Raw genomic sequence first — 26,171 nt, forward strand, 5'->3', positions numbered from 1 at the left:
TTTTACCTTGAATTTATAATCTAAGTGCAACTAAAAAAGATTCATGGCTTTCTGATAAAATAGTGTTTGCAAAGACATCTAAAAATCAGGAGGAGCCATGAATCATTATACTCATTTTACACTAAAAGAGCGCGAAATTCTAAAACATTTTATTGATATAGGAAAAAATCAAACAGAAATTTCAATTTTACTTGGGAAAAATAAATCGTCTATATCAAGAGAAATCAAAAGAAATAGTCAAAATGGCGAGTACATACCTTGTGAAGCCCATGACAGATATAAAAATAGACGCTTTAATTGTAAACCAAGAAAAAAGCTAGATAATCCAAGTCTATATGAATGTGTAAAGAATTTATTTTTGAGACATCAATGGTCTCCGGAACAGATCTCCTCTCGATTGAAATTTGAAAATTCAAGCTTCACTATTAGTTACAATACAATTTACAGGGAAATATATAATGGTCGTTTTGATGAAAAAGAATTATCACATGGAAATAGAGGAGTTGTTCGCAAACTACGACATCGTGGTAAAAGTCGTCATACAAAAAATTATGAAGAAAGACGTGGAAAAATTCAAATTAGTAATTTAATTACAGATAGACCAGCTCCTGCAAATAATCGAGAACGATTAGGTGATTGGGAGGCTGATACAGTTATGGGGCAGACTGGTAAGGCTTGCTTAGTAACATTAACTGATCGAAAAAGTAGGTATCTGCTATGTAAAAAAATTGCAAAAAAGAATGCATTTTTAGTCAAACAAGCGATGATTAAGCTTTTAAAAAATCAACCTCTAGAAACAATAACTCCAGATAGAGGGAAAGAGTTTTCTAAACATGCAGAAATTAGTCAGGAGTTGAATTTAGTAGAATTTTATTTTCCATTTCCACATCATCCTTGGCAAAGAGGAACAAACGAAAACACCAATGGATTGCTTAGAGAATATTTCCCGAAAACTGTGGATATTAATCAATCAGATAGCTATGTTGAAGCAAAAATGAAAGAAATAAATCTTAGGCCGCGCAAATGCTTAAATTGGAAAACTCCATACGAGGTTTATCATTCAGTAGAGTTGCATTTGACTTGACAATTCAAGGGAGAATATCCTAATATGGGACTCTATATTGGAGCGCCAATTATACTAGGATTATTATTCTTATTTAATCGATATAGATAAATAAAGGGGCTGTAACAAAACAGCCCCTTTTGTCTCTGTGCCAATAATTTATGGAACGTAAAAAGACAGCCCTGTACAAGTATGCGACTTTAGTAGTGTCTGTTAGTACATAGCGTAAAGAAACCCCTACACAAGCACAGCGACTTTAGTAGGACAAGGCCAATGGCCTTGTCCGTTAAGCTAGCTGGAGCGAGCATGTGTAGGGGTTTCTTTCGCTTTAAATTCTTATTCCTGCCGCATAGTTTTCATAGAGTTCTTTATAGTGACCACCACGCTCTATCAGTTAGTGATGTGTCCCTTGTTCTACAATGTGCCGTTTTCTACTACTAGTAGGATGAAATTTATTACTAAAAGTTTATTATCAATTAATAAGTGTTATGATTGAGTTTATATCATCTTATTAAAATTTTTGATATACTAAATAGGTATTTTTTTGCAATTTTTGTTTTGAAGTAGTAAGGAGAGTTTCTGATGAAGTTGAATTGGAAATTATTCGCACCGCTTGTAGTAGCTATTATTGTATGGCTCATCGGTGCTCCTGAAGGTCTTAGCGCAAATTCTTGGATTTATGTAAGTATTTTCGCAGGCCTTGTGGTAGGGTTGATTTTAGAGCCAATCCCACCAGCTTTCATCGGTATCATTGCAGTTACCGTATCTATGTTGTTTAAGGTTGGTCCTGCCCCTGTGGTAGATAAAGCAACCGGTGTCGCTAAGGCGATTACTGATGCGCAAGCTATCAGCTGGGGCCTTAGTGGTTTCTCTAATGCCATCGTATGGTTGATCTTTGCCGCTTTCATGATTGGTATTGGTTATGAAAACTCTGGCCTTGGCCGTCGTATTGCTTTGTTCCTCGTAGCAAAGCTTGGCAAGTCCTCTTTAGGTCTTGGTTATGCTATCGCTATTACGGACCTTGTATTGGCTCCATTTATTCCAAGTAATGCGGCTCGTTCTGGTGGTACCATTTATCCAATCGTATCTAGTATTTGTCCGATGTTTGACTCCTATCCAGATAAGAACCCTCGTAAAATTGGTTCCTATTTGAACTGGGTAGCGTTGGCAACTACATGTGTGTCTAGCTCTATCTTCTTGACTGGTGCAGCGCCAAATCCATTGGCTCTAGAATTGTCTGCTAAATCTGGCATCGTAGCGGCGAACTGGGGCACATGGTTCCTCGCATTCTTGCCAGTAGGCCTTATCTTGTTCATCATCACTCCATTATTGACCTATGTATTCTGCAAACCAGAGGTGAAAGGCTCCCCTGAAATTGCAGCCTGGGCAAAGGATGAGTATAAGAAACTAGGTTCCATGACACGCAGTGAAATCTTCATGGCCTTAATTTCTGTATTGGCTCTTGTACTGTGGATTGGTGCTTCTACATTCAAAGTAAACCCTACAACAACAGCTTTGATCGTTATTATCTTGATGATTTTCACTAAGATTATGACATGGCAAGACTTCCTTGCTAACAAACCAGCATGGAATGTTTTGACTTGGTTTGCGACACTCGTACCTATGGCTTCTGGCCTTAAAAATGTAGGTTTCTTGGAATGGCTTGCTAAATCTGCTGGTGGTTCTTTGGTTTCTTTAGATCCTACAATGGCAGTTCTTGGCTTGTTATTAGCATTCTGCTTACTTCGTTACTTCTTTGCTTCTGGCACTGCTTATGTAACAGCTATGGTAGGCTTGTTTGCTACTCTAATTCTTCAAATTCCTGGTGTTGATCCAGCTCAAGTTATGTTAATTCTGTTAGTACCAATGGGTATTATGGGTATCCTCACACCATATGGTACTGGTCACAGCCCAATCTGGTTTGCTAGTGGCTATAACAAAGGTCCTGAATTCTGGAAATTAGGTGCTATCTTTGGGATTATCTACCTCGCTATCTTTATCGTAGTGGGTATTCCATGGATTCAGTTCGTAATGCCACTTTTAGGCTAGTTTTAAAGCCCTAATATATCTCTCTGCGCTCCAGTTCTTCGCAAGTCGCTCGATAGATATATTAGGGCTTTTTCATACCTAAAATGAAACGCTAGATTGTGTTATAATAACGCATATAGAGGTTGCATATAAACGCGAGGTATATATGTCTATTCTTGAACGTACGATACAATCAGTAATATTTGAACTGGGTGCGATTTTAATCGGGATGCTAGTCATTGAATTTATTCCTCATGAGGGGCAACCATTGTTGTTGATGATATTAATTTCGTTGACTGCAGTCATATGGAATTTCATATTTAACTGGATCTTTGATAAATTAGTACCAGGTGATCGATTGGCACGAGGTCCCGTAATTCGCACGATTCATGCTGTATTGTTTGAAGGTCTATTATTGGCGGCTACGGTGCCAATGATTATGTATATGATGAGTATCACCCTGTGGATGGCTTTTATTACGGATATTTCTATGACATTGATTATCTTGGTATACACCTATGTCTATAACTGGGTATATGATCGGGTACGTTTATTTTTTGTGAAAGCTTAATATATGTATTTGAGGTAAGTACCTCTTGTAAAGTATATATCGTATAAGAGGAGGTTCTTATGTCTACAAAATCTATTACAGGCACCGGCCTTTTGTTGGCCGTAGCCTTGTTAGCGCAAAGTTTGCGTCTTATGTTTCCATTTATTCCGAATCAGATCAGTATGTTCCTTATTGGGTCTATCACATCGGCTACATTTGTGCTTGCCACATGGCGTTATGGATGGAAAAATGGTCTTGTTATTGCCTGGGTTGCACCAGTTGTAGCACATTTACAAGGCATGTTACCATTGCCACCATTTATTTTTATTACAGGATTAGGCACGACAGCCTATGTATTAGTCGCACATTGGTTGCAATATAAACAAAAACTTTTACTTATCATTGTGGCTGCATTGGTGAAAGCAGGTGTTCTATTTGGTGGATATTCGTTGTTTTTCTCTTTGTTCCAACTTCCACCAAAGATTGTAAATGCTATGCTCTTTGTATCTAGTTGGCCACAATTTGTGACATCCTCATTAGGGATTATATTGGCATTGCTAATTATGAAACGTGTTAAATAGGTTTGATGGTTCTTTTATAATACATCAAATAGATAATAAAAAGGTGTTACACATCCTCGTTGTATTGATAACAGCTAGTACTGTTTCAATAGGGGATGTAGTAACACCTTTTTATATTTGATATTCTATTGTTTTTTCTTCATAGATTTAAGAATAAAACCACCCACAGTTCCGGTGATACCGAAACCTAAGAGCCCCATACCAATTGTATGCATTAAAATACTTGTTTGATTGTTTTTAGAGATTTCTTGTGCCGCTTGCATTGCACTAGTAGCTTTTTTGGCAATCTCCACATTGTTAGCTGATGGATCTGGAATAACAAATAAGATTACGATGGCAATAATTAAACTAATAATACCAGCAATGAATAAATACTTTCCACGTTGGTTTACTTTTTCCATAATACCCTCTCCTTTATATATTACGAAATAAGATATATACTATTTGGTTTAATTATATACTGTATGTATATAAATGTAAATTGATAAATTTGATATGTGGGTTTTGGGATTAAAGGATTAATGAGTCCGATAAGAATTAAGTGAAAATTATCGGTTTATAAATAATTTAAAAAAAGTAAAAAAAGTACATGTTTTATTTCAAAGGGAAGTAGATATTGAGAATATATAAAAATACATAAAAATACTTAATAATTCAATATAGCATATAGATAGTATTCATATGTGATTCACGTTAAATTCATGAAAGTAGAATGGAGATGGTGTGTATAAGATTGTTGTATCTTATTAAAACATTGATTATTTATAAGTAAAAGAGTCTATTATAGTAAAAGTACATAAAATTTTCCAATTTTTAAACTTATCATAAAAATTGATGAGTATATGAATATGTTGAAGAACAATGGCAATCAAGCTATTTTTAATGTATATGAAGAGTTATTAATGAACTTTATATGGAAAAAAAGCTTGTACATATCGTAAAATTTTGATATGCTGTGCAAGTAATTAACAATATAAATTTTTCTTAAACTGACTTAGATGTTATTTTTGAAGAGAAAAAATATATTTAGGTTAGGCTAAAGAGAGAGGCGAATAGAGAGGCTGAAAAATTGTATTGTATATTGTTAAGGATTTTAATTTAGTGAGGGTGTAAGATGAGAGAAAACAAATATTCCAAAAAATTAGCGTTTGCAGTATTGGCTGCTACAGCTGCTGTAGGCGTATCCGCAGTGGCGCCTGTTAGTGCGGCTGAAATCCAAACTGCACAAGGTTTTATTTTTGCAGCAGGTAATGCAACAGAGTCTCCAGATACTACGCACAATAGTGTTTCTTATGGTACTGTTGCATCTGGTACAGCTACTAGCATCGCAGTTGGTCAAGGTAATAGTATTACAAGTGCTACTGGTTCTAGCAGTGCTTATGGTAACCAAAATACAGTTAATGGTGACCAAGCTAACGCATTTGGTGATGGCAATACTGTAGAAGGCTCTTATGCACAAGCATTTGGTGATAGCAATGTTATTAATGGTACACATGCTATTGGCTATGGTTATAAAAACACTGTAGGTGAATCGACTTCTAATTTCCGTGATCGTGATTATGATAACGAACCAGATAGTGCAACATTACGTCCAGGAGATTGGAAATCTAATTCTGTAGCTATTGGTTCCGAAAATACTGCATTAGGTAGTTCTGCATTAGCAGTAGGTAATGGGTCTCAAGCTAAAATGAGTGAAGCTATTGCTATCGGCCACGCTGCAGATGCTGAACGTACTTGGTCTACTGCAATTGGTACACGTGCAAATGCATCTGAAGTTCGTTCTCAAGCTATTGGTTATGAAGCGCAAGCTGCTGGATACAAATCAAATGCAATTGGTTCTAGTGCACAGGCAACTGGTGCACATACTAATGCAATCGGTTCTTCCGCTATTGCTTCTGGTGACCATGCACAGGCTTATGGTGCGGGTGCACAAGCTCGAGGTCTACGTGCTAATGCTTTTGGCTCTGATGCACATGCTACAGCTGACCATGCTATGGCAATTGGTGACCACTCCGTTGCGACTGATGCAAATTCGGTTGCTATTGGCTTCCAATCTCAATCTGCTCCGGCAACAGCTGTAAATAATGCTTCTATCACAACAACTAGCATTACAAGTGGTGCTCCAATCGCAACTCATACATATGGTGGTTTTGCTGGTGTAGGTTCTGCAACTAAAGGCTCTGTTTCTGTAGGTCAAGTTGGTCAAGAACGTCAAATTAAGAACGTAGCAGCAGGCGAAATCTCTGCTACATCTACAGATGCTGTAAATGGTAGTCAATTGTTCTCTGTAGCAAAGGATTTACAAAATCAAATCGATAACTCTACACCAGGTACCATCAACAATAACATTACTAACTTGACTAACCGTGTCGGCGATGTAGAACAACGCGTTAATAAAGTAGGTGCAGGTTCTGCTGCATTGGCTGCGTTACATCCATTAGACTTTAACCCAGATGATAAATGGACAGTAGCTGCTGGTTATGGTCACTACCATAATGCTAACTCTGCTGCATTGGGTGCTTTCTACCGTCCTAATGAAGACACAATGTTCTCCATCGGTAGCACAGTAGGTAATGGTAATCCTCAATTAAATGCAGGTGTATCCATTCGTCTTGGCAAACGTGCACCTGAATCTCGTTCCCGTGTAGCTATGGGCCGTGAAATTGCTGAATTGAACGCACGTCTTCAAGATATTGAAAATAAATACAATAACTTGTTACAAGTATTGAACCCACATGCAATCGATCCTAGCAAAACTGCTGAATTCCCAGATGTTCCTCGCAATCACTGGGCTTACCAATACATTAGCCAATTGGCTGGTAATGGTATCCTTGTTGGTTACCCTGATGGCACATTCAAAGGCGATGCAACAATGACTCGTTACGAATTCGCAACTATGTTGTACCGTGCTCTTCAAAACGGTGCACCTATCGATGATAACATGCGTCGTGCTATGGACGAATTCCAACCTGAATTACAAAATATTCGTCTTAACCATTACCGTGTTGACCGTATTTCTGGTGGCGATAATGACCGTCATAAAACAGAACGTGTTCGCGTTAACAACGAACCTAAAAACCAACGCGACGTATATGGTTCCCGTATTAGCCAATAATACATTGACTATAACTTCCCCTCGAGCTTGTGAAAGCTCCAAAACAGGATGTATCCTCGTGATGCATCCTGTTTTTGTTTTATTATAAAGCTTATAAAACTTCATCAAATATTTATGTAAAATTATTGCATTTAGATACATATAGGAGTATAATTACGTTTATGATAATAAATATACAGAATATATGTATAAAATATAAATATAGTAGTTTGATAAAGATATAAAATGAGGGCAAGACAATGAAAGAATTCAGACAATTAACAGTAGAAGATACAGCGGAATACCATAAGGTTTTAATTGATGGTTATGCAGCTATTAAAGATTTTCCAATCACCTTTGATGCCATCGATTTTACCGAAGAAGAATCTAAAGAGTGGATTGAAAACTATCCTGTATATGGATTGTATATTGACGGACAATTAGTGAGCTCTATTACATTCTGCATGCCATGGGTTAAATACTCTACACCGGATAAATTTCCACATATTGCCCATTTCGTAACAGCACCAGCTTTCAAAGGCAAAGGCTATGCACGGGAAACACTTGGTTATGCAGAAGAGTTGTTAAAAACTCAATTTAAGACACCAGCTGTTACATTGGGGACGGCTAAAGAGCACCCATGGTTGCCTAAGATGTATGAATCCTTTGGATTTAAAGCTTATGATAAAGTACATTTTAGAGGAAAACAACATACAACGGTATTGTTTAAAAAAGACTTGATATAACTAATACAAGCACCTCGTGAGGATATTCCTCGTGAGGTGTATTTTTTTGTACAAGATAGTGCAGAATTTTTACATTTGGATATATAATATATACATGTATGTCATATCTATGCGTTCGTTTTGAATGGTAGATGGTTTATTGAAAGGATGTGAGACTATGTTAGTCTTATCTGGTATTTTAGTGATGGTCATCGGTCTGATGCTGCGCTTTAATGCCTTGTTAGTTGTCGTAGCCGCAGGTTTTGTAACGGGCCTTGCAGGTGGTCTCAGTATCAACGATATCGTTGGTGCCATTGGGGAGGCTTTCGTTAAAAATCGTTATATGTCATTATTTATTTTGATTTTACCTGTTATTGGTCTTATGGAACGTCATGGTTTACGTGAACGGGCAGAAATTTTGATTGGCAAGATCAACGCTGCTACGGCTGGTCGTATCTTTATGATTTACTTATTTGTGCGCCAAGTAACTGTAGCTTTTGGTATTAACATGTCCGGTATGGTTGCCATGGTACGTCCGTTGATCGCACCTATGAGTGAAGCTGCAGTAGCTCAAGGTCGCCCAGTATCTCAACGTACCCTTGATAAGGTGCGTGGTATAGCTGCTTCTGCAGATAATACAGGCAATTTCTTCGGTCAAAACTTGTTCCTTGCTGCTGGGGGGTTATTGCTTATCAAAGGTGTTATGGAACAATTAGGCTATTCTGTAGAGTTAACAGATATGGTGTTATACGGATTGCCAACTGCTGTTTGTGCCTATATCGTTAACTTCATTCGCTTTATTATCTTTGATAAAACAATTCAAGCCTCTGTAGCTCGTGACGAAGAGGATATGAAAGCTGGTAAATTAGTACCTAATGAATTTAATATCCTTGTTACACCAGAAGAATTAAAGAAGGAGGCTGAATAATATGTTAGAACTTATCTATAAAATGCAGCCCTTAGATTATGTATATCTTCTCGTAGGGATTATTCTATTTATCTTTGCCATTCAATCATTCCTTGATAAAGAACATAAATATCGCATTGGTACAGGTTTATTCTGGCTCTTGTACAGCGTGTCCTTTATCTTTGGCTCTTATCTATCAAAGGAAATAAATGGCTGGCTCGTTATCGCCATGGCTGCTATCGTCTTGGTAAAACAACTCGGCAAAGGTCATTACTTTGAATCTCCTATTGAATTCAAAAAAGGCGAAGCAGTTCGTATTGGTAATGTTATTTTCGTACCAGCGTTGCTTGTTGGTATCATCACATTTATCATTGGCTTCTTTACTAAATTAGGCGCTCTTGTAGGTCTTGGTATTGCGGCCATCATCGCAATGTGCGCTGCTCTTTACATCACTAAGGGTTCATTTAACCAAGGTTTCCATGAAGGTCGTCGTCTTATCGATGCTATCGGTTGGACTGCTATCTTGTCCCAATTATTAGCGGCCCTAGGCTATCTATTTAATTTGGCTGGCGTTGGTAAAATTATCTCTAGTGCTGTAGCTAGTGTGGTGCCTGCAGATAATGTATTCCTCGTAGTTGTAGCATACTGCATCGGTATGGTCATCTTTACAATGATCATGGGTAATGCTTTTGCAGCCTTTGCGATGATTACAAGTGCCATCGGTGTTCCAATGCTCGTTGTAGCCCATGGTGCAAACCCAGCTGCTATTGGTGCTATTGCAATGCTTGCTGGCTATTGCGGTACCTTGATGACACCTATGGCTGCCAACTTTAACATTGTACCGGTAGCGCTTCTTGAAATGCGTGATCAATACGGTGTTATTAAAGCTCAACTTCCAATTGCATTGATTATGCTCGTGTTGAACATCCTATTGATGTACTATTTTATTTAAGACCTTGTTCTGTGGATGAACAATCTTTTGAAATATCCTTATGAGGTGTTATGATGAAAACTATTTTAATTACTGGATTTGATCCATTTGGTGGCGAACCTATTAATCCTGCATGGGAAGCTGTAAAAACGATGGATGGTTATACTGATGGCGATTACAAGGTGGTAACTCAAATGGTGCCAACTGTACGTTATACTTCTGTTGATACTGTGAAAGCAGCGGCTGAACAATGTAAGCCAGACTTTATTCTATGTGTAGGTCAAGCAGGGGGCCGTCCAGATATTACAGTGGAACGAGTTGCTATTAACTGCGATGACTTCCGCATTCCAGACAATGCAGGCAATCAACCAGAGGATGAGCCAATCGTAGCTGATGGGCCTAGTGCGTACTTTGCTACATTGCCTATTAAAAATATCGTCAATGCATTGCATCAAGCGAGCATTCCTGCAAAAGTTTCTAATACGGCTGGTACCTTTGTATGCAATCATTTGATGTATGGTGTATGCCATTATGCGGCACAAAAGGGCAATATCAAGGCTGGTTTTATGCACATTCCGTACTTGCCATCTCAAGTGGTGGATAAACCAAATCAACCAAGTATGGCTGTTGAAACTGTGCGTGCCACATTAGAAACCATCGTTCATGTATTGGCTCATGGTGAAAGCTACAAGGCACAAGATATTAACTATACAACACCTCATGAATAGGCGGTATCTTTAATACGTGTATCGCATGTTATATAGTATGATGATGCGGTGTAGAGCATATAGATTCATATATTTTGTTTGTGTATAGATGAGAGTGGGTTATCTCTATGAATAAAAAATTAGTAGCAAGTTTAGTTTCTTGTTTTGTATTGGGTTCTGTCAGTGCCTATGCAGCCAATCCATTTAGTGATGTAGAGCCTTCTAGTTGGGCCTATCAATCAGTAGAACAATTGGCATCTGCCGGTATTATTAATGGTTATCCAGATGGGACTTTCAAAGGCAATAAAGATATTACACGCTATGAAATGGCTCAAATGGTAGCGAAAGCCATGGCGAATCAAGACCGCGCTAATGCAGAACAACAAGCTATGATCAATCGCTTGGCCGATGAATTTAGTAATGAACTCAATACATTGGGCGTGCGTGTAGCAAAATTAGAAGATCAAGTGGGCAATGTAAAGGTAACCGGTAATTACCGTTTACGTTATCGCGGCAGCCAATTGAAAAATGATGCGTATGCTTATGGAAAGCATTCCGCCTTTGATTATCGGGCGCGTGTGATTTTTAATGCTAAGGTCAATGATAAAACCGATGCCGTTGTTCGTGTACAAGGTTCCGGTGAGCTCGGCAATAGCAATGCTAATATAGCTCAAGTAAATCTTGCCTATGTAGATCATCATTTTGGCAAGGACACAACATTGCGCGTAGGTCGTCAACTTTATACGCCTGCACTAGGGCTCATGTATGATGACCTCATCGATGGGGCGCGCCTCATGTATAAACATGGTAAGCTAGATGTATCCGCTAGCTATGGTTACTGGTGGGGTGGTGCAGGTACGTACCAAAATAAGGAAAATACTATCTCTGCAGCTATGCTAGAAGTGAAAGGTAAACTTAACAAACATGTTACCCTTGGCGGTATGTATGGCCGATTCCATAATGGTAAATTATACCAAGGTCAAGACATTGATGCGGCTACAGGTAAACAAGTTAAATCCTTTATCGATTCCCCGTACAAAAATATTTGGGGCCTTAACGCGAATATGAACTTCAACCGTTGGAACGTATTCGGCGAATGGCTTACAGCACCAGGCATATCCAATTCCCAAGCTTGGATGGCTAGTGTAGGTTATGGTAATTACAATATTAGTAAAGCTCGTACTTATAGCGTACGTGGTCAATATTACTATGAAGAAGCTAACTCGCCTGTCTTCAGTAGTGCCTTTGCACCGGCCTATAGCTTCTACAATCAACACTATGTGGATACTAAGGGCGTTGCTCATGTACGTAATGGTTTTAAAGGCTTTGTAGCTAATGTAAACTACGTACCATTCCAAAATGTATCCATCGGTGCTTACTATGGCTTCGGCAATAAAGACATGGACGGTAATAAATTAGGTGATTACTGGCGTACAGACGTGAACTTTATGTTCTAATCTCAGAACGTCCTATACATGTGGTTTCAGAATTAGTACAGGCCTGTACTAATTCTCAGAAAGGATATATAGGGGTACTACAAAATAGAACAGGCCTGTTCTATTTTGTAGTAGGGGTTGTTCAAAATGTAATAAGAGGCTGTCATTGTTGACAGCCTCTTTTGCTATTGTTGAGCTATATTGGGATGAATAAAATTGATGTATTTTTCGTCGAGTAAACGTATGAAATAAGCAGATCGTTGTTGGATATAGGATTCTAATATATCTAATTTTGCATCTGTTAATATATCTGATGGAATACGATTAAATTTAAAATTTAGTAATGGTGTTAACATGGCACGGTGCGAATCGTGAAGATATAATTTTGCCAATGTATCAAAGGAGAGTCCCCAAAAACTGATATCTTTCACACCATTTAAATCGGCATATTCATCGTTAGTTATATTGTAGAATAATGAATTTCCATGATCAAATAAAGGTGCAGGACCTAGGATACGATTGCTTTCATTATCGATGAGAACACCAAAATTGTTGAGGTGTCGATCAGTATTATGAATGAGTGCATCAAATACCATCATATCAGAAAATGGGATAATACCGTACAAGCTAGCTATATCGTGCTGTGTGTCATATAACATAAGTTCGTCACGAGATATCGTTTCTTTTAGAAGACCAGATATAGGCATGTATCCGACCTGTTCCGATGTGAATAGAGGGCACGCACTAACTAGTTGGTCGTGGAATGTAGTGAGTTTATATTCCACATGTGCTAACCCCATAGCTGCTGCAATTTGACTAGCATATACTTCACTGAGTGCCTCAAGCCCTCCATTGGCATAGCGAGGTGTTGAACCTTTATATAAATAAATGACATCATTTTCACGATGCCAACATTTACGGAGCATGCCGTTTGTCGTGTATTCTGGGGTTGTTACAATGCCTTGTATATGACTATCTTCACCTGTGAAAGCGATGCCTGCTACAGTTTCGCTAAATGAATTGTCGTATAAATTAACATCTGACCATGAAATAGTAGCATGCGCTGGTTTTACCCAAAATGTATCATTTAGAGATAGACCATAGGTCACATCTAAATACCGATAGGGATTCTCTGTATCTGCAATGGCATCTAATAAATTTTCAACAAATGCACGGTTATTTGGAATCTTGCGTTGTAATAACCAGTTTTTTAGTCCTTTTATGGTAGGTTGCATATTTATTGGTAATGTCGCATTATCTATGATTGTTAAATTAGAAATATCCATGCGAACCAATGTGGTTAAGTTGACAACGTCTTCGTGCCTCTCGATGCGAAACTGCAAGAGAGGGGTATCCTTGTTGAGTAATACATACTCCATGTGAATCCTCCTTTCCTTTGAGTTTTATATATGCTCATTATAGCATAAGAAAAAACCTTTCTATGGATGTAGTTACAACTCAGATTATCTGAGTTTATTAGCTTTTAGATTGGATGCTATAATAAACTCAGATAAAGTTGTTTACGGAGAGTAATGATAATGTATGAAATTGTAAATGAATCTAATTTAACAATAGCATTTGATATGAATACACAACTATCTCCTTTTGGAGCCTTTGGTATTTATATCAAACAAGGGAATCATTGTTGCTCAGCTATCATTGATACCGGTGATTGGTGGGGGATACATAGAGGTTATAATGAGCTTGTCGACATGAATCAAACTTGTAAAGGAAAAGCGAGTTTTCGCCATTATCTGAGTAACGGTGGCAATAAACTTATATTTACATTAGATTCCAAAGGTGGTCTTAACATCAATGTTGTTATATGTGAGTATAATTACGAGTGTAAGATGACTATTGAAAGCTTAGACCAAACGTATTTACCCAAGTTTATTGAGTTTTTCAAAGTTTTTCTTGAGCGAGAACCTAAAGAAATTTAGTTTATATTGCATAAATTTAAAAAATTATTGAAGTAGGCATATAATAGCTATATATTTTATAAATTAGTACACACCTGTACCAATTTCAAAGTAGCTTATATATGTGGTTTCAGAATTAGAACAGGCCTGTACTAATTCTCAGAAAGGGGATATAGGGGTACTAAAAAAATAGAACAGGCCTGTTCTATTTTGTAGAAGGGGATGTATTCGAGCCCCTATCTCCTAATGTTCTATAATTTAGCAATTAAAAAGAGTCGCACCATATGATGCGACTCTTTTTCTGTACCCAGTTTCTATATACAATTATTTTGTAACAACTTTAAGATCTACAGGGATTTTAGCTTCTACAGCTTCGCCTTTGATAACTTTTTGAGCTGTATCGATAGCGATTTTACCCATTTGGTCTGGTTGTTGAGCAATCGTTGCAGCCAATGTGCCGTCTTGAACAGCTTTGTCTGCGTCAGCAGTACCGTCGAAGCCTACGATGAAGATTGTTTTGCCTGCGGATTTAGCTGCTTGGATAGCGCCCAATGCCATTTCGTCGTTATGAGCGAAGATAGCTTGTACGTCTGGGTTAGCTTGCAAGATATTTGTTGCTACGTTCAAACCTTTTGTACGGTCGAAGTCAGCGCTTTGTTTTGCTACTACTGTTAAGTCTTTGTCAGCTACGTTGTGGAAACCTTGGCCGCGTTCACGAGTTGCGGAAGCACCAGGGATACCTTCGATTTCAGCTACTTTTGCAGCTTTGCCTACTTTATCAACGATTAGTTGAGCTGCCATTTCGCCGCCTTTTACGTTATCGGAAGCGATATGAGCTACTACTTTGCCTTTGTCAGCAGAGCGGTCAACAGTGATTACAGGAATGTTTTTAGCGTTTGCTGCTTCTACGGAAGTAGAGATAGCTGCAGAGTCTACAGGGTTGATGATCAATACGGAAACGCCGCTTTCAATCAAGTCGGAAATATCATTTGCTTGTTTTGCAGGATCGTTTTGAGCATCAACGATTTTAACTTTAAGACCAAGCGCTTTAGCTTGAGCCTCAACGCCTTCTTTCATAGATACGAAGAATGGGTTGTTCAATGTGGAAACAGAGAAGCCAATAGTGCCGGATTTTTTGTCGCCACCGTTATCAGCGCTTTTACCACAGCCTGCTACAAGACCGATAACCATAACGGCCATCGCCAACAGTAACAATAGTTTTTTCATAGGAACCTCCTAGGCTTTCTTACGGTCTGCAAGAACAGCCAGTAAAATAACAATACCTTTTACAACTTGTTGATAGAAACTGGAAACGTCGAGAATATTTAACCCGTTGTTGAGGGTACCGATAATTAGGGCACCAATTAATGTGCCAACGATATGACCAAGACCACCAGCAAGGCTTGTACCGCCAAGAACTACTGCTGCGATAGCGTCAAGTTCGTAGCCTGCACCTGCTGTAGGTTGTGCAGAGTTAAGACGAGAAGTGATGATTGCACCAGCGATACCACAGAGCATACCAGTCAAGGCATACACGAAGATTTTAACGCGGTCAATCTTGATACCAGCAATGTAACTAACCTTTTCACTACCACCTACGGCGTATGTTTTACGGCCTAAGGATGTGCGGCTCAATACGAACCAGAGGATGATGAAAGCAAGGAACATTGTGATGGCTGGAACTGGAAGGCCTGCAATATCCCCTTGGCCAAAGCCGTGGAATAGAGGATCTTGTGTAAGACCGGAGATTGGGTTACCGTCTGTGAATACTAGTGTCGCACCACGGTAGATTGTCATGGTCGCCAAGGTAGCGATAAATGGAGCTACGCGGCCATAAGTAATAACGAGACCGTTAATACCGCCCAATACAAGACCTGCACCGGCGGCTAATACGATAGCCAATACAGGGTCAGTACCAGTTACGATGAGGTTGGCCATTACTGCACTAGAGAGGGCAAGGATGGAACCAACAGATAAGTCGATACCGCCCGTTAAGATAACGAAGGTCATACCAAAGGCGATGATCGCATTGATGGATACTTGGCGTAACAAGTTACGCAAGTTAGAGAATTCAAGGAAACTGTCGTTCATGACAGAGATAATGATAAATAATAGGATGAGGCCGATGAGGGGGCCTAATTTTTTCACATATTGTAGAGCTTTGCTGTCCATTATTGTCCTCCTGTGGCTAATGTCATAATCGATTCTGGTGTTGCATCGCTGCGGTCCAAGATACCTGCTACGCGACCTTCATGAATGACCATAACGCGGTCGCTCATGCCGAGCACTTCAGGTAACTCAGAGGACACCATGATAATGGACACACCATCGTTCGTTAATTCGTTCATTAAATCATAAATATCACGTTTCGCACCGATATCGATACCGCGTGTCGGTTCGTCCATGATGATAATGGATGGCTTTTTACCAACCCATTTAGCGATAACCACCTTTTGTTGGTTACCACCAGATAGGGACGATGCCGGTTCGTGAATAGATTGTGTTTTAACGCCTAGCTTTTTAGACAATTCGTTAGCAAAGGAATTGAGCTTGCCCTTATCCAGCACATGAGATGGACAAATGTCGCCAAGGTTCGGCAATGTAATATTGGAACCGATGGAGAAATCGAGGATCAAGCCTTCGCTCTTTCTATTTTCTGTGATGAAAGCAATGCCAGCTTTGATGGCATCTTCTGGTTTTTTACAATTGAGAACGGATCCGTTAACTGTTACGGTACCGCCATTGTGTTTATCTACACCAAAGATAGCGCGCATGATTTCTGTACGGCCAGCGCCCATAAGGCCTGCTACGCCGAGGATTTCGCCTTTGCGCAATGAAAAGGAGATTTCGTTGTCGAAACCTTCTGGTTTGAGGTTATCGACGCTCATCACAACTTCGCCTGGTGTAGTTGTACGAGCAGGGTAGAACTCGTCGATAGAACGACCTACCATGTGGCGTACCACTTCATCTACAGAAATCTCAGCAGTTGGTTTTGTAATGATGGTGTGACCATCACGCATAACCGTGATGGTATCGCATTCGCTAAATACCTCTTCCATACGGTGAGAGATATATACGATTGCCACGCCACGGGCTTTCATTTTGCGCATCATTTTGAACAATGTCGCCGTTTCACGTTCTGTGAGGGCTGCTGTCGGCTCGTCCATGATGACAACCTTGGCATCTAACATCAAGATACGAAGGATTTCCGTCATCTGTTGGTGACCGACGGAGCAAAGACCTGCTTCCGTTGTGAGCGGCAATTCGATACCTAGTTCGCGGCACGTATTTTGTGCTTCTTCGAGCATCGCTTTTTTATCGAGCATACCGAATTTATTGCGCTTCGGTCTCATTAAATATAGATTTTCTAACAATGTTAGATTTGGCCAAATGTTGAGCTCTTGGTGGATGAACGCCACACCGTTTAGCTCGGCCTCTCTCGGGTTCGGGAAGGTGCGCTCTACGCCATCGATGGTGATTTTACCAGCGTCTGCCTTGTGAATGCCCGTAAGGATATTCATGAGGGTGGACTTGCCGGCGCCGTTTTCGCCCATCAAGGCGTGAACCTCGCCCTCCTTGAGGGTAATACTTACATCGCGTAGTACTTGGTTTGTACCAAATGCCTTTGCAATGCCTGACATAACAATTTCCATAACTACTCCTATATGATTGGTGAAAGTATATCTTAATCTATTGCTCTAGGGACGATCGCTGAAAATACAATCGGCACGCAAGATAATGTTCGCATACGGAGATGCTTCACCAGTTCTAATAATGCATTTGCATTGTTTTGTTGCTTCTTTGAAAGCTTCATGGCTCGTTTCAATCCATTCGTATTGATTGGATGGGAAGGTAGACTCCAAGAAGTCATAAGCTTCAGGATTATTTTCCTTAATTTCCTTTGCCACATGAATCGCTTCGGATTTCATATGCTTAGCGATGATGGATACCACTTGCTCGAAGCTTGGTACACCAAAATCTAAGGCTAAGTCAATCTTTTGAACTCCTTCGGGTACTGGCAATCCGCAGTCGGAGATACAAATTGTATCTGTGTGACCTAAATCAGCAAGCACCTTAGCAATATGGCTATTTAAAATACCGTGTCGTTGCATATAAATTCCTTTCATTCCAATGAATGAGGCTGCTAAAGCCTCGTTCATTGTTCCTTTTATTATATAGAGGTCGAAAGTATTCGTTATTAGGTAAATGTTTGTTGGAGCTGACTAGGACTTTCAAAGCGACTTTGGCCCTGCGAAGGCCGTAGGCCGTAGTCAGACCCGGCCGGTGGAGCTTTTAAAGTCCTAGTCAGCTCCCCACTATTTATCTGATAAGAATGCGTCGACCTCATCCTTCGTAGGCATGCCACCTTGGGCGCCTAAACGTTGGATGGAGAGGGCCGCAGCTGCGTTACCGTAGTGCAATGCGTCGGCTAAGCTTTTACCATTGACGATAGCTGTTGCAAAGGCACTGTTGAAGGTATCGCCTGCGCCTGTTGTATCTACTGGTTCTACCTTGAAACCAGATACGGTGTGGATTTCGCCGTTGTAGGCATAGCCCACGCCTTTACTGCCAAGAGTAACGATGATTTTGTTTTCGTTTGCTAACAATGTTTCCTCTGTAGATTGGTTAGGGTAGAGGGCAGATAACTCATGTTCATTTGGCGTGATATAGGTTGCTAATTCTAACCATTCAGGATTGAGGTCCGCCGCTGGAGCCGGATTTAAGAGGACCTTTACATTAGCATTGTGACAACGACGAACGATATATTCGATAGTTGGAATAGGAATCTCGTTTTGTACCATTACAAGATCTGCTTGTTCGATAGCAGACCAAGCATTATCTACGACAGATTGGTCCACCTTAGCATTAGCACCTGCAATAACAATAATACTATTGTCACCTTCAGCCAATGTGATGTGGGCTGTGCCAGTTGTAGTATTTGGAACCGTAACGATGTAGTCTGTATTGATATGATTTTCTTTGAGGTTATCCAAAATCATTTGGCCGTATGCATCTTCTCCGATGCAACCTACCATGGTAACCTCTGCGCCTAGGCGAGCGGCAGCAACCGCTTGGTTTGCACCTTTGCCACCGTGAGCGATGTGCAATTCGTTGCCCATAATTGTTTCGCCTGCTGCGGGACGCTTATCCGCGAGGACCACAATATCCATGTTGCAACTACCTATAACAACAATGCGATTCATGATATCTCCTTACCTGTTTATTAGTGTATCTTAATTCTGTTATTAGTATAGCGTAAATAACGTTGTTTATCTACATAAATAACCATAAATTATAGGTATAAAAAATCGGTATACATTTTCTTAAGTAAGAAATGTATACCGAATGAATTTTATAGTTTTATAAACCGTAAGGATATTAATATTAGGTTAGTCTAATTGATGTATCATTTTATCAATACTATTAAAAGTTTCCTCTATGGTTGTTGTACGTCCTTGAATGATATCATTTTGTCCTTCCACTAGAGCGGTTAATATTTCTAACTGGGATTTTAATTTATTATATGTTTTACTTTCTAGGATGATTGTATCATTTGAATTTCCCATAGATATCTCCTAATATATGGTAGCTTATAAAAACGATGGTTTATCGTAGTGTGTACCCGGTTCACCCACACCAATACTGGCACGGCTGAGTGGCGTTTCATCTTCAACGTGTAGGATATCATACACGGCTTTTACCACAGCTTCTCGTGTAATTTGTGCGTCGTTGAATGGAGCCCCTACAGGGATTAATTCATAATTTGTGTTCTCCATATTGTTATAGAGCCAAGGTAGACGTAAAATCGTGTAGTTCAGATTGGATTCTCGTAATACGTTGCGCGCCTGACGTTCGCCTTGTACATAGCTAATTGGTAGACTATCGAAGGTAAATTTTTCTAAAGCTGTTGGAAATTCACCAGATAAGCCAGCCATGGATAAGCCGATGATGCGACGAATGTTTTGGCGAGCAAGTGCTTTCACAATAGCTGCCATATCACTGCCCGTTTCCATGGCACTAAGGAATACGACTTCTGTATTCTTAACGGCTTCCTCTAATTTTTTAGGATTTTGAAAGGATCCTTCGATAACGGTTATCTGTTCGTGTTCTAATATTTCGGGATGAATGCGTGTGCTCAATTGACGTCCATATAATGTGATGTGCATATCTGTATATGTTAATAACGTCGCCGTTAAGCGTTGTGCAATTTGGCCTGCAGCGCCTAAGATTGTAATATATTTGTACATGTAGACCTCCTGTGTGGGCGTAATTAATATATGCATTATATCATAACTATGTGACGAGGAAGTGAGAATGGTATGTATAGTGAGGTTACAATTTATTCGTTTATATAATGCTGTAAAATTTATTGTTGAATTTGCATGATAATTTAACTACAATAATAATAAGACATTTGAAAAATGAGTGTTATATTACTAAAGTTTCTTGGAGGTGATAGTATGCCGAATATAAAACCTATTTCAGATTTACGTAATTATTCTGAAGTATTGCGTGATGTTGCTATAGATAGTCCCGTATTCTTAACTAAAAATGGTAGAGGTCGATATGCAATTATGGATATTCAAGACTATGAACGTGTAATGGCTACGATAAAACTTATGGGCGCTTTAGAGACCGGTCGCAAATCTGGTGAAGAACAAGGGTGGATTTCATCAGAGCAACTAAAGAGTGAATTGGGGATTTAACTATGGATCATCAAATTAGTTATGCACCTAAAGCACGAGAAGATTTGCTTAAAATAAAATCCTTTATAGAAGAAGAAACCGGGGATATTGAGTTAGCTAAGAAAACTATTTCGGATATAGTGACTACGAATGATTCTTTAAGAGCTTTTCCAGAAATGGGACAGCGATTATTGATAAACATGGGAAGTAAAATTGAATATAGATATTTGCTTTGTCATAATTATTTAAGTTTTTACCGTTATTTAGATCGGACTATTTATATTGATAGAATATTAAATAGTAGACGTGATTATCTTAAAATACTATTGAATGAAGTACATTAGTTTTTAAAGGCACTATCATTAATAGATGGTGCTATAAAATGATTTTAATAGTAACATGAAGATGCGTGAACACTCTTTATAATTTGAATGCATTGTGATTTAATGATATAAAAGTAAGATTTTATTTAATTTTAATCTGTAATTGAAAGAGAAAAGGCATTCATTACAAAATTATTTGGAGGGAATTAACATGAAGTTTTTAGATCAATTAGGAGATGCTGTAAAGGATGTAAAAGAATTAGCTAAGTCTAAAGCTAGTGTTGTAAAAGATTTAACTGCTGATGCTGCACAAGAAGTAAAGATATTGGCTAAAGAAAAAGCAAAAGATGTGAAGGCTAAATCCGCTGATGCAGCGCAAGAAGTAAAGGTATTAGTTCAAGAAAAGACAGCAGATGTTAAAGCTAAATCTGCTGATGCAGCACATGATGTAAATGAATTGGTAAAAGCAAAGTCTGCAGATGTGGCAAAAGATTTAGAAGCTACCCTTAAGGTAAAGGCTGAAGAGCTAAAACAAAAGGCTAGAGAAGTAAAAGATATAACGGCGGATGCGGCAAAAGATATTACTGAAACCGTTAAAGAAAAATCTGCAGGGGCGGCAAAAGATATTAGAGCGAAAGTTGCTGAAACAACTAGCGAAGATAAAACTTCAGGAAAATAAAAATGAGAATGACTTAATATTTCTTAGTTGGGTATTAAGCCATTCTTATTCTATTTTTAACACCAAGAGAACAGGTAAATCTAGATTTTAGCTATTTAATTGATTTAGCATATATTGATAATAGATTAAGACGAATCAGGTTATACTAGATTTGGGTATTAAGAAATCTTTCTAGGAGGACATCATGGATTTAAAAGAAGTAAACTTACTTTCAAAAGAAATAAGAAATAAATATTTTGAACTAGAAAAAGAGATACATGGTTCTGTTTGGTCGGTAGAAGAAGATGCGTTGGCATTCTTAACTGATGCGGGCTTAGTGGGTCGATTGACTATGGATAATCAAGGTCGTTGGCCTAGTGCAGACAAAGAATTGTTACCATCTAAAATCGGCGAATGTGTATGGTGGTTAGCAATCCTTGCGGAACGCATGGATCTAAGCTTTGAGGAATGTGTAGAAACGTTTCTCTCTGAAAGATTAAAAGATCTGAAGTGATTTTATACAAGTTGAGATATTACTTTTAACCGTCATGCGTGCAAAAGTCCTCGAAGAGTGATAAAATATAGATTATATATTCATTTTTAGAAAAGAGGCTATTATGGAACGGATAAAGGATCTCGTGTACACCCATGACCAGGGTGGACAGTTTAGATGGGTAACGGTGAGCACCTTAATGCTTGCGTTAGGTACAATTTTGCACTTGGTGAGTCCTAGTTTTGCAGGGATTACGCCAAACTGGATGATTTCAGCGTACTGTGTAGCGATCTTGTTGACGAAACCTAGTGTATCTCAAGCATTGGGCATTGGTTTAGTGGCGGCCTTGATTGAGGTGTTGACATCAAAATCTGGTTTCCCATATGGTAACTTGTTATCCGAACCAGCTGGTGCATTGGTGATAACATTTATTTCTCGTACCATGACATCTATGAAAATCGGTAAAATTGGTTCCTTTGAAATCACGCCGATTGTAGGTTCATTCTTTACGACTGTTGTATCTGGTGGTATTTTTGTTACGTTGTTATGGCAAATTGCAAACTTGCCTAATAATGTATATCTTTATGCTATGTGGCCTCTTGTGTTAGTGGTAGCGGCTGTAAATGCAGCGATTACACCAGTGTTGTACATTCCGGCTCAAAAGATGTTCGCTAAGCGAGGCATGTTGCCTACCGGTAGCGAAGCTTCTAGCGACCATAGTGGTCTCGTTATTACGCCAGAACGGGATGCAAAGATTTCCATTGAGCATATGAACTATTACCATCCTAAGGCGACTGCGCCTACGTTAAAGAACATCAACCTCGATGTGCATGATGGTGATTTCCTCGTTGTAACAGGTCCTGCCGGTTGTGGTAAAAGTACGCTTTGTATGGCCATGGTTGGGGCGGTGCCAAAATTCTATGGCGGTCGTCTAGAAGGTATGGTATTTGTAGATGGTAAGGCTACAACGCAATTATCGATTCCTGAGTTAGCAAATCATGTTGGCGTTGTTCTTGCCGATTATGATACACAACTCGTAACGATGACGGTTCGCGAAGAAGTAGCCTTTGCCATGGAAAACCGTGGTTACGATCGAGCAACCATCGATGCTCGTTGTGCAGAGGTGTTTAAACAAGTTGGTATTGAAGGCCTTGAAGACCGTAAAATTACGAGCTTGTCCGGCGGTCAACGTCAACGGTTAGCGATTGCTTCCGTGCTGGCAACCAATCCATCTGTCCTCGTTCTCGATGAACCAACGAGTTCTCTTGACCCAGATGGGACAGCCGAACTATATCGCCTCGTTAGTGATTTGAACCGCAATCATGGTATCACTGTTGTGGTTATCGACCATGATTTGCATGCTGTATTGCCATATGCTAATCGCATGGCGCTTATGGTGGACGGTGAAATCGTATGCGATAACGATGTGGCTACAACATTGGAATATATGTATAACCAGGATATTTATGTAGAAGCATTGCCATCCGTATTTACAACGTATATGGAATTGGAAAAGGCCGGTTACCATAGTGATGAACCTTGGCTTAGCATCGAATCAGCTATTAAGGGCCTTCATCACATTGAAATGGCCAAGGCTATCGACCGTTCTCGTTATGAACATACAAGTGATGCTGGTGAAAGCCAAGTTCAACATAGTAATCATGTAGGTGAAAGCACAGGAGGTGGCGCACATGCTTAAGGTAGAAAACTTACGATTTGGCTATGTGCCTACCGTAGATATTTTTAGAAATGTAAACTTTACCATTCATGAAGGCGAATTTATTGCTGTGGGTGGTAAAAATGGTTGTGGTAAAACGACGATTACCCGTCTCTTAGTAGGCCTCGAAAAGGCTGCTGAAGGCCACATCCGTTATAACGGCAAGGATATTACATCTATGCCACCATCTAAACGCGGCCAATTTATTGGGTATGTATTCCAACAACCAGATCGCCAAATGTTTAGACCTACTGTGGCTACAGAGGTGGCGTTTGGTCCTGAATCCTTAGGTCGTTCTAAAGATGAGGTTACACACATTGTAGACGAAGTATTAGAACGCTGCGGTATTAGTCATTTGCGCAATGAGTATCCACCTACATTGCGCCGTGGCGAAAAACAACGTGTTGCCATTGCATCTGCATTGGCTATGCAGTCTAAAATTCTTATCCTCGATGAACCTACAAGTGGTCAAGATGGTAAGGAAACAAAAGAATTGTTAGCCTTGCTCCGTCAGTTGAACAACGAAGGTATTACAATTTTATTGATTACTCATGATATGGAAATCATGGCTTCTGAATGTTCCCGTGCCATCATCATGGGCCATCGCACCGTATCCTTTGACGGTACACCAGAAGAATTATTTTCGAAATCTACCGATGAATTACATGATCTTGGCCTCACAAAACCACCAAGTGTAGAGCTTTCACAAGCGGTACCAGGACTAGGCTACTGCAAATCGATGGATGAATTACGGACGCGCCTTATCGCGCAATTGGCAGAATAGGAGGGGACCATGGAACGATTAGTACCATTAACAAAAATTTTGATGACCCTCGCTGTATCCATATGGGCCATCTTCTTGCGAGACTGGATGTCGTTGATGGCATTGGTTGTCGTAGAATTAGTAGCATTGTTGTTGACCGGTTTATTATGGAAACAATACAAGGCGGTGTTTGCTTTAGTTGTGTTCGCCGTATTCCTAGGAGCTGTTCAATACTTAGGTAGCGGGGACGTTGTATCTGCCGTTGTATCTGGTCTTCGTATGCTTGCCATGACACTCGTATTTATTGCACTTTTGGCAACGACTAAATTACAAGATTTAACCGCGGCCCTTGTAACACAATGCAAAATTCCTTACGCATATGCATTTATGTTTACAGCAGCCCTCCGATTTGTACCAGATTTTCTTGGTGAAAGTAAGGCTGTTCAAGAAGCTCAATCTTGTCGAGGCCTTTCCTTAGAAGGTAATATCTTTAAACGCATGAAATCCTATGCCTCTGTTATACAACCATTGCTGCTAAAATCCTTGGGCCGCTCTGAAACGATGGCATTATCCTTGGAACTTAGAGGCTTTGGTGGCAAGACACATAGCTTTGCTGCATCCGTAGGCCTTAAACTATTAGACTATATAGTGATTGTTGCGTTAGTTGTAGTTACGCTTATTCTATTTGGAGTATTATAGAGATATAATTGACTATCTTCTATTACTAGTCAGTGTTATATATTTATGATATACTACAAATAGGTAGTAAAGCGTACAAAATTACCTACAATATAACAAAAAAGGACGAGTTGCAGCTCGTCCTTTTTCTTGCTTATTTTTTTGTCTTATTGTTGAGCCAATAGTTATAGGTAGTTACAACTAAGGCTACAATAAGAGGGGCAAGCAAGGTACCCCAAAGCGTACAAAATAACGCCTCCAATATAACACCTCCTTTCTTCTGGAGGTTCTTTTATTATATCATTTTATAGACATAAACTGATAATTTATATAATAATATAAATTGTTTTAGAGGAATATATGAGTGAATTAATAATTCGATCAATTGCAAAAGATGATGTGTTTGCTTGTTTAACTATTTACAACTACGAGGTCGAACACGGCGTAGCTACCTTAGACCTCGAACCACGCACATTAGAAGAGTGGCATGAATGGTATAAGGCTCACAGCGATGAGCATCATCCTATTATTGTAGGCATCATTGATGATGTGGTGGTAGGCTATGCATCGCTTTCACCATATCGATTAAAGGATGCTTTCAAAAGTACTGTAGAATTATCTATTTATATTCACCAAGATTACCGTGGACAAGGTGTGGCAACACAGTTGATGGAACGTATTTTAGAGATGGCTAAAGAAGATACAATGCTTCATAATGTAGTATCTGTTATTACGGCAGGCAATGAAGAAAGCACGAAATTACACAATCGATTCGGCTTTACCTATTGTGGACTTACCCCTGAAGTTGGTTTTAAACATGGAAAATATCAGGATACCGAAACTTACGCATTATTGGTATAATAATAGATATTAAATCATTCATATATTCGTGGGGTTGCAGATTATATGTTA

28 protein-coding genes are annotated in these 26,171 nt (G+C 39.3%); 19 read left to right on the plus strand and 9 right to left on the minus strand.

What is annotated here, in order from left to right; translation table 11 throughout:
* The first annotated feature begins 97 nt into the window (after positions 1-97).
* From HMPREF1504_RS01290 to HMPREF1504_RS01305, 4 genes are all read left to right on the plus strand, one after another.
* Complete coding sequence (locus HMPREF1504_RS01290) at positions 98-1,084, plus strand: IS30 family transposase (protein WP_038122762.1); 987 nt, start codon at positions 98-100, stop codon at positions 1,082-1,084.
* Positions 1,085-1,645: 561 nt separating this feature from the next.
* Positions 1,646-3,112, plus strand: coding sequence for a DASS family sodium-coupled anion symporter (locus HMPREF1504_RS01295; RefSeq protein ID WP_005381470.1), 1,467 nt, complete (start codon positions 1,646-1,648; stop codon positions 3,110-3,112).
* Positions 3,113-3,257: 145 nt separating this feature from the next.
* A complete protein-coding gene (locus tag HMPREF1504_RS01300) occupies positions 3,258-3,662 on the plus strand; it encodes a PACE efflux transporter (protein WP_005384425.1) in 405 nt (134 codons plus the stop codon).
* A 59-nt stretch (positions 3,663-3,721) separates the two neighbouring features.
* Positions 3,722-4,222, plus strand: a complete 501-nt coding sequence (locus HMPREF1504_RS01305) for a hypothetical protein (RefSeq protein WP_038122766.1) — start codon at positions 3,722-3,724, stop codon at positions 4,220-4,222.
* A gap of 125 nt (positions 4,223-4,347) precedes the next feature.
* On the opposite strand, the gene HMPREF1504_RS01310 is transcribed toward HMPREF1504_RS01305, so the two are convergent.
* Positions 4,348-4,623: a membrane protein gene (locus HMPREF1504_RS01310; RefSeq protein WP_005381441.1), complete on the minus strand. Its 276-nt coding sequence runs from the start codon at positions 4,621-4,623 to the stop codon at positions 4,348-4,350.
* Positions 4,624-5,336: 713 nt separating this feature from the next.
* On the opposite strand from HMPREF1504_RS01310, the gene HMPREF1504_RS01315 reads away from it, so the two are divergent.
* From HMPREF1504_RS01315 to HMPREF1504_RS01340, 6 genes are all read left to right on the plus strand, one after another.
* A complete protein-coding gene (locus HMPREF1504_RS01315) occupies positions 5,337-7,337 on the plus strand; it encodes an S-layer homology domain-containing protein (protein WP_038122769.1) in 2,001 nt (666 codons plus the stop codon).
* Positions 7,338-7,576: 239 nt separating this feature from the next.
* On the plus strand, positions 7,577-8,062 hold the full coding sequence (locus tag HMPREF1504_RS01320; RefSeq protein WP_038122771.1) for a GNAT family N-acetyltransferase: 486 nt from the start codon (positions 7,577-7,579) through the stop codon (positions 8,060-8,062).
* Between the two features lie 157 nt (positions 8,063-8,219).
* A complete protein-coding gene (locus tag HMPREF1504_RS01325; RefSeq protein WP_038122773.1) occupies positions 8,220-8,969 on the plus strand; it encodes a DUF969 domain-containing protein in 750 nt (249 codons plus the stop codon).
* A 1-nt stretch (position 8,970) separates the two neighbouring features.
* A complete protein-coding gene (locus HMPREF1504_RS01330) occupies positions 8,971-9,900 on the plus strand; it encodes a DUF979 domain-containing protein (protein WP_005381544.1) in 930 nt (309 codons plus the stop codon).
* Between the two features lie 53 nt (positions 9,901-9,953).
* Entirely contained in the window at positions 9,954-10,607 is a 654-nt protein-coding gene (gene pcp, locus HMPREF1504_RS01335) for a pyroglutamyl-peptidase I (RefSeq protein WP_038122774.1), read from the plus strand.
* A gap of 107 nt (positions 10,608-10,714) precedes the next feature.
* Positions 10,715-12,043 (plus strand): S-layer homology domain-containing protein, encoded by a 1,329-nt coding sequence (locus tag HMPREF1504_RS01340; RefSeq protein ID WP_038122776.1) that lies wholly within the window; start codon positions 10,715-10,717, stop codon positions 12,041-12,043.
* A gap of 164 nt (positions 12,044-12,207) precedes the next feature.
* On the opposite strand, the gene HMPREF1504_RS01345 is transcribed toward HMPREF1504_RS01340, so the two are convergent.
* Complete coding sequence (locus tag HMPREF1504_RS01345) at positions 12,208-13,401, minus strand: protein kinase (RefSeq protein WP_038122778.1); 1,194 nt, start codon at positions 13,399-13,401, stop codon at positions 12,208-12,210.
* A 159-nt stretch (positions 13,402-13,560) separates the two neighbouring features.
* Here HMPREF1504_RS01345 and HMPREF1504_RS01350 point away from each other — a divergent pair, with 159 nt between their 5' ends.
* A complete protein-coding gene (locus HMPREF1504_RS01350; protein ID WP_038122780.1) occupies positions 13,561-13,962 on the plus strand; it encodes a hypothetical protein in 402 nt (133 codons plus the stop codon).
* Between the two features lie 303 nt (positions 13,963-14,265).
* Here the strand turns inward: HMPREF1504_RS01350 and rbsB are convergent, their stop codons facing one another.
* The 7 genes from rbsB to HMPREF1504_RS01385 all read right to left on the minus strand — a co-directional run bounded on the left by rbsB (position 14,266) and on the right by HMPREF1504_RS01385 (position 20,189).
* The gene (gene rbsB, locus HMPREF1504_RS01355) at positions 14,266-15,168 is read right to left on the minus strand and encodes a ribose ABC transporter substrate-binding protein RbsB (protein WP_038122782.1); all 903 of its coding nucleotides are present in this window, start codon (positions 15,166-15,168) and stop codon (positions 14,266-14,268) included.
* A 9-nt stretch (positions 15,169-15,177) separates the two neighbouring features.
* Entirely contained in the window at positions 15,178-16,113 is a 936-nt protein-coding gene (locus tag HMPREF1504_RS01360) for an ABC transporter permease (protein WP_038122784.1), read from the minus strand.
* Positions 16,113-17,594 carry a sugar ABC transporter ATP-binding protein gene (locus HMPREF1504_RS01365; protein ID WP_038122786.1) on the minus strand — a complete coding sequence of 494 codons (1,482 nt, stop codon included), beginning with the start codon at positions 17,592-17,594 and terminating at the stop codon, positions 16,113-16,115. The genes HMPREF1504_RS01360 and HMPREF1504_RS01365 overlap by 1 nt, the downstream gene beginning before the upstream one ends.
* Before the next feature lie 45 nt (positions 17,595-17,639).
* On the minus strand, positions 17,640-18,053 hold the full coding sequence (gene rbsD, locus HMPREF1504_RS01370) for a D-ribose pyranase (RefSeq protein ID WP_038122835.1): 414 nt from the start codon (positions 18,051-18,053) through the stop codon (positions 17,640-17,642).
* 204 nt (positions 18,054-18,257) lie between these two features.
* On the minus strand, positions 18,258-19,145 hold the full coding sequence (gene rbsK, locus HMPREF1504_RS01375) for a ribokinase (RefSeq protein ID WP_038122787.1): 888 nt from the start codon (positions 19,143-19,145) through the stop codon (positions 18,258-18,260).
* A gap of 186 nt (positions 19,146-19,331) precedes the next feature.
* Complete coding sequence (locus HMPREF1504_RS01380) at positions 19,332-19,508, minus strand: hypothetical protein (protein WP_038122788.1); 177 nt, start codon at positions 19,506-19,508, stop codon at positions 19,332-19,334.
* Positions 19,509-19,532: 24 nt separating this feature from the next.
* Positions 19,533-20,189 carry an NAD(P)H-binding protein gene (locus HMPREF1504_RS01385; RefSeq protein WP_038122790.1) on the minus strand — a complete coding sequence of 219 codons (657 nt, stop codon included), beginning with the start codon at positions 20,187-20,189 and terminating at the stop codon, positions 19,533-19,535.
* Between the two features lie 213 nt (positions 20,190-20,402).
* Here HMPREF1504_RS01385 and HMPREF1504_RS01390 point away from each other — a divergent pair, with 213 nt between their 5' ends.
* The 8 genes from HMPREF1504_RS01390 to HMPREF1504_RS01425 all read left to right on the plus strand — a co-directional run bounded on the left by HMPREF1504_RS01390 (position 20,403) and on the right by HMPREF1504_RS01425 (position 26,120).
* Complete coding sequence (locus HMPREF1504_RS01390) at positions 20,403-20,648, plus strand: type II toxin-antitoxin system prevent-host-death family antitoxin (protein WP_005381552.1); 246 nt, start codon at positions 20,403-20,405, stop codon at positions 20,646-20,648.
* Between the two features lie 2 nt (positions 20,649-20,650).
* Entirely contained in the window at positions 20,651-20,971 is a 321-nt protein-coding gene (locus tag HMPREF1504_RS01395) for a type II toxin-antitoxin system RelE/ParE family toxin (protein ID WP_038122792.1), read from the plus strand.
* 190 nt (positions 20,972-21,161) lie between these two features.
* On the plus strand, positions 21,162-21,629 hold the full coding sequence (locus HMPREF1504_RS01400) for a hypothetical protein (RefSeq protein ID WP_005384467.1): 468 nt from the start codon (positions 21,162-21,164) through the stop codon (positions 21,627-21,629).
* A gap of 184 nt (positions 21,630-21,813) precedes the next feature.
* A complete protein-coding gene (locus HMPREF1504_RS01405; RefSeq protein WP_038122793.1) occupies positions 21,814-22,122 on the plus strand; it encodes a MazG-like protein in 309 nt (102 codons plus the stop codon).
* Between the two features lie 103 nt (positions 22,123-22,225).
* Complete coding sequence (locus tag HMPREF1504_RS01410) at positions 22,226-23,800, plus strand: energy-coupling factor ABC transporter ATP-binding protein (RefSeq protein ID WP_038122797.1); 1,575 nt, start codon at positions 22,226-22,228, stop codon at positions 23,798-23,800.
* Complete coding sequence (locus tag HMPREF1504_RS01415; protein WP_038122800.1) at positions 23,793-24,602, plus strand: energy-coupling factor ABC transporter ATP-binding protein; 810 nt, start codon at positions 23,793-23,795, stop codon at positions 24,600-24,602. Before HMPREF1504_RS01410 ends, HMPREF1504_RS01415 begins: the two co-directional genes overlap by 8 nt.
* 9 nt (positions 24,603-24,611) lie before the next feature.
* Positions 24,612-25,280, plus strand: coding sequence for an energy-coupling factor transporter transmembrane component T (locus HMPREF1504_RS01420; RefSeq protein ID WP_038122802.1), 669 nt, complete (start codon positions 24,612-24,614; stop codon positions 25,278-25,280).
* A 339-nt stretch (positions 25,281-25,619) separates the two neighbouring features.
* A complete protein-coding gene (locus tag HMPREF1504_RS01425; RefSeq protein WP_038122804.1) occupies positions 25,620-26,120 on the plus strand; it encodes a GNAT family N-acetyltransferase in 501 nt (166 codons plus the stop codon).
* Positions 26,121-26,171: the final 51 nt, after the last annotated feature.

This window comes from Veillonella sp. ICM51a (genome assembly GCF_000524355.1).
Classification (GTDB): domain Bacteria; phylum Bacillota; class Negativicutes; order Veillonellales; family Veillonellaceae; genus Veillonella; species Veillonella atypica.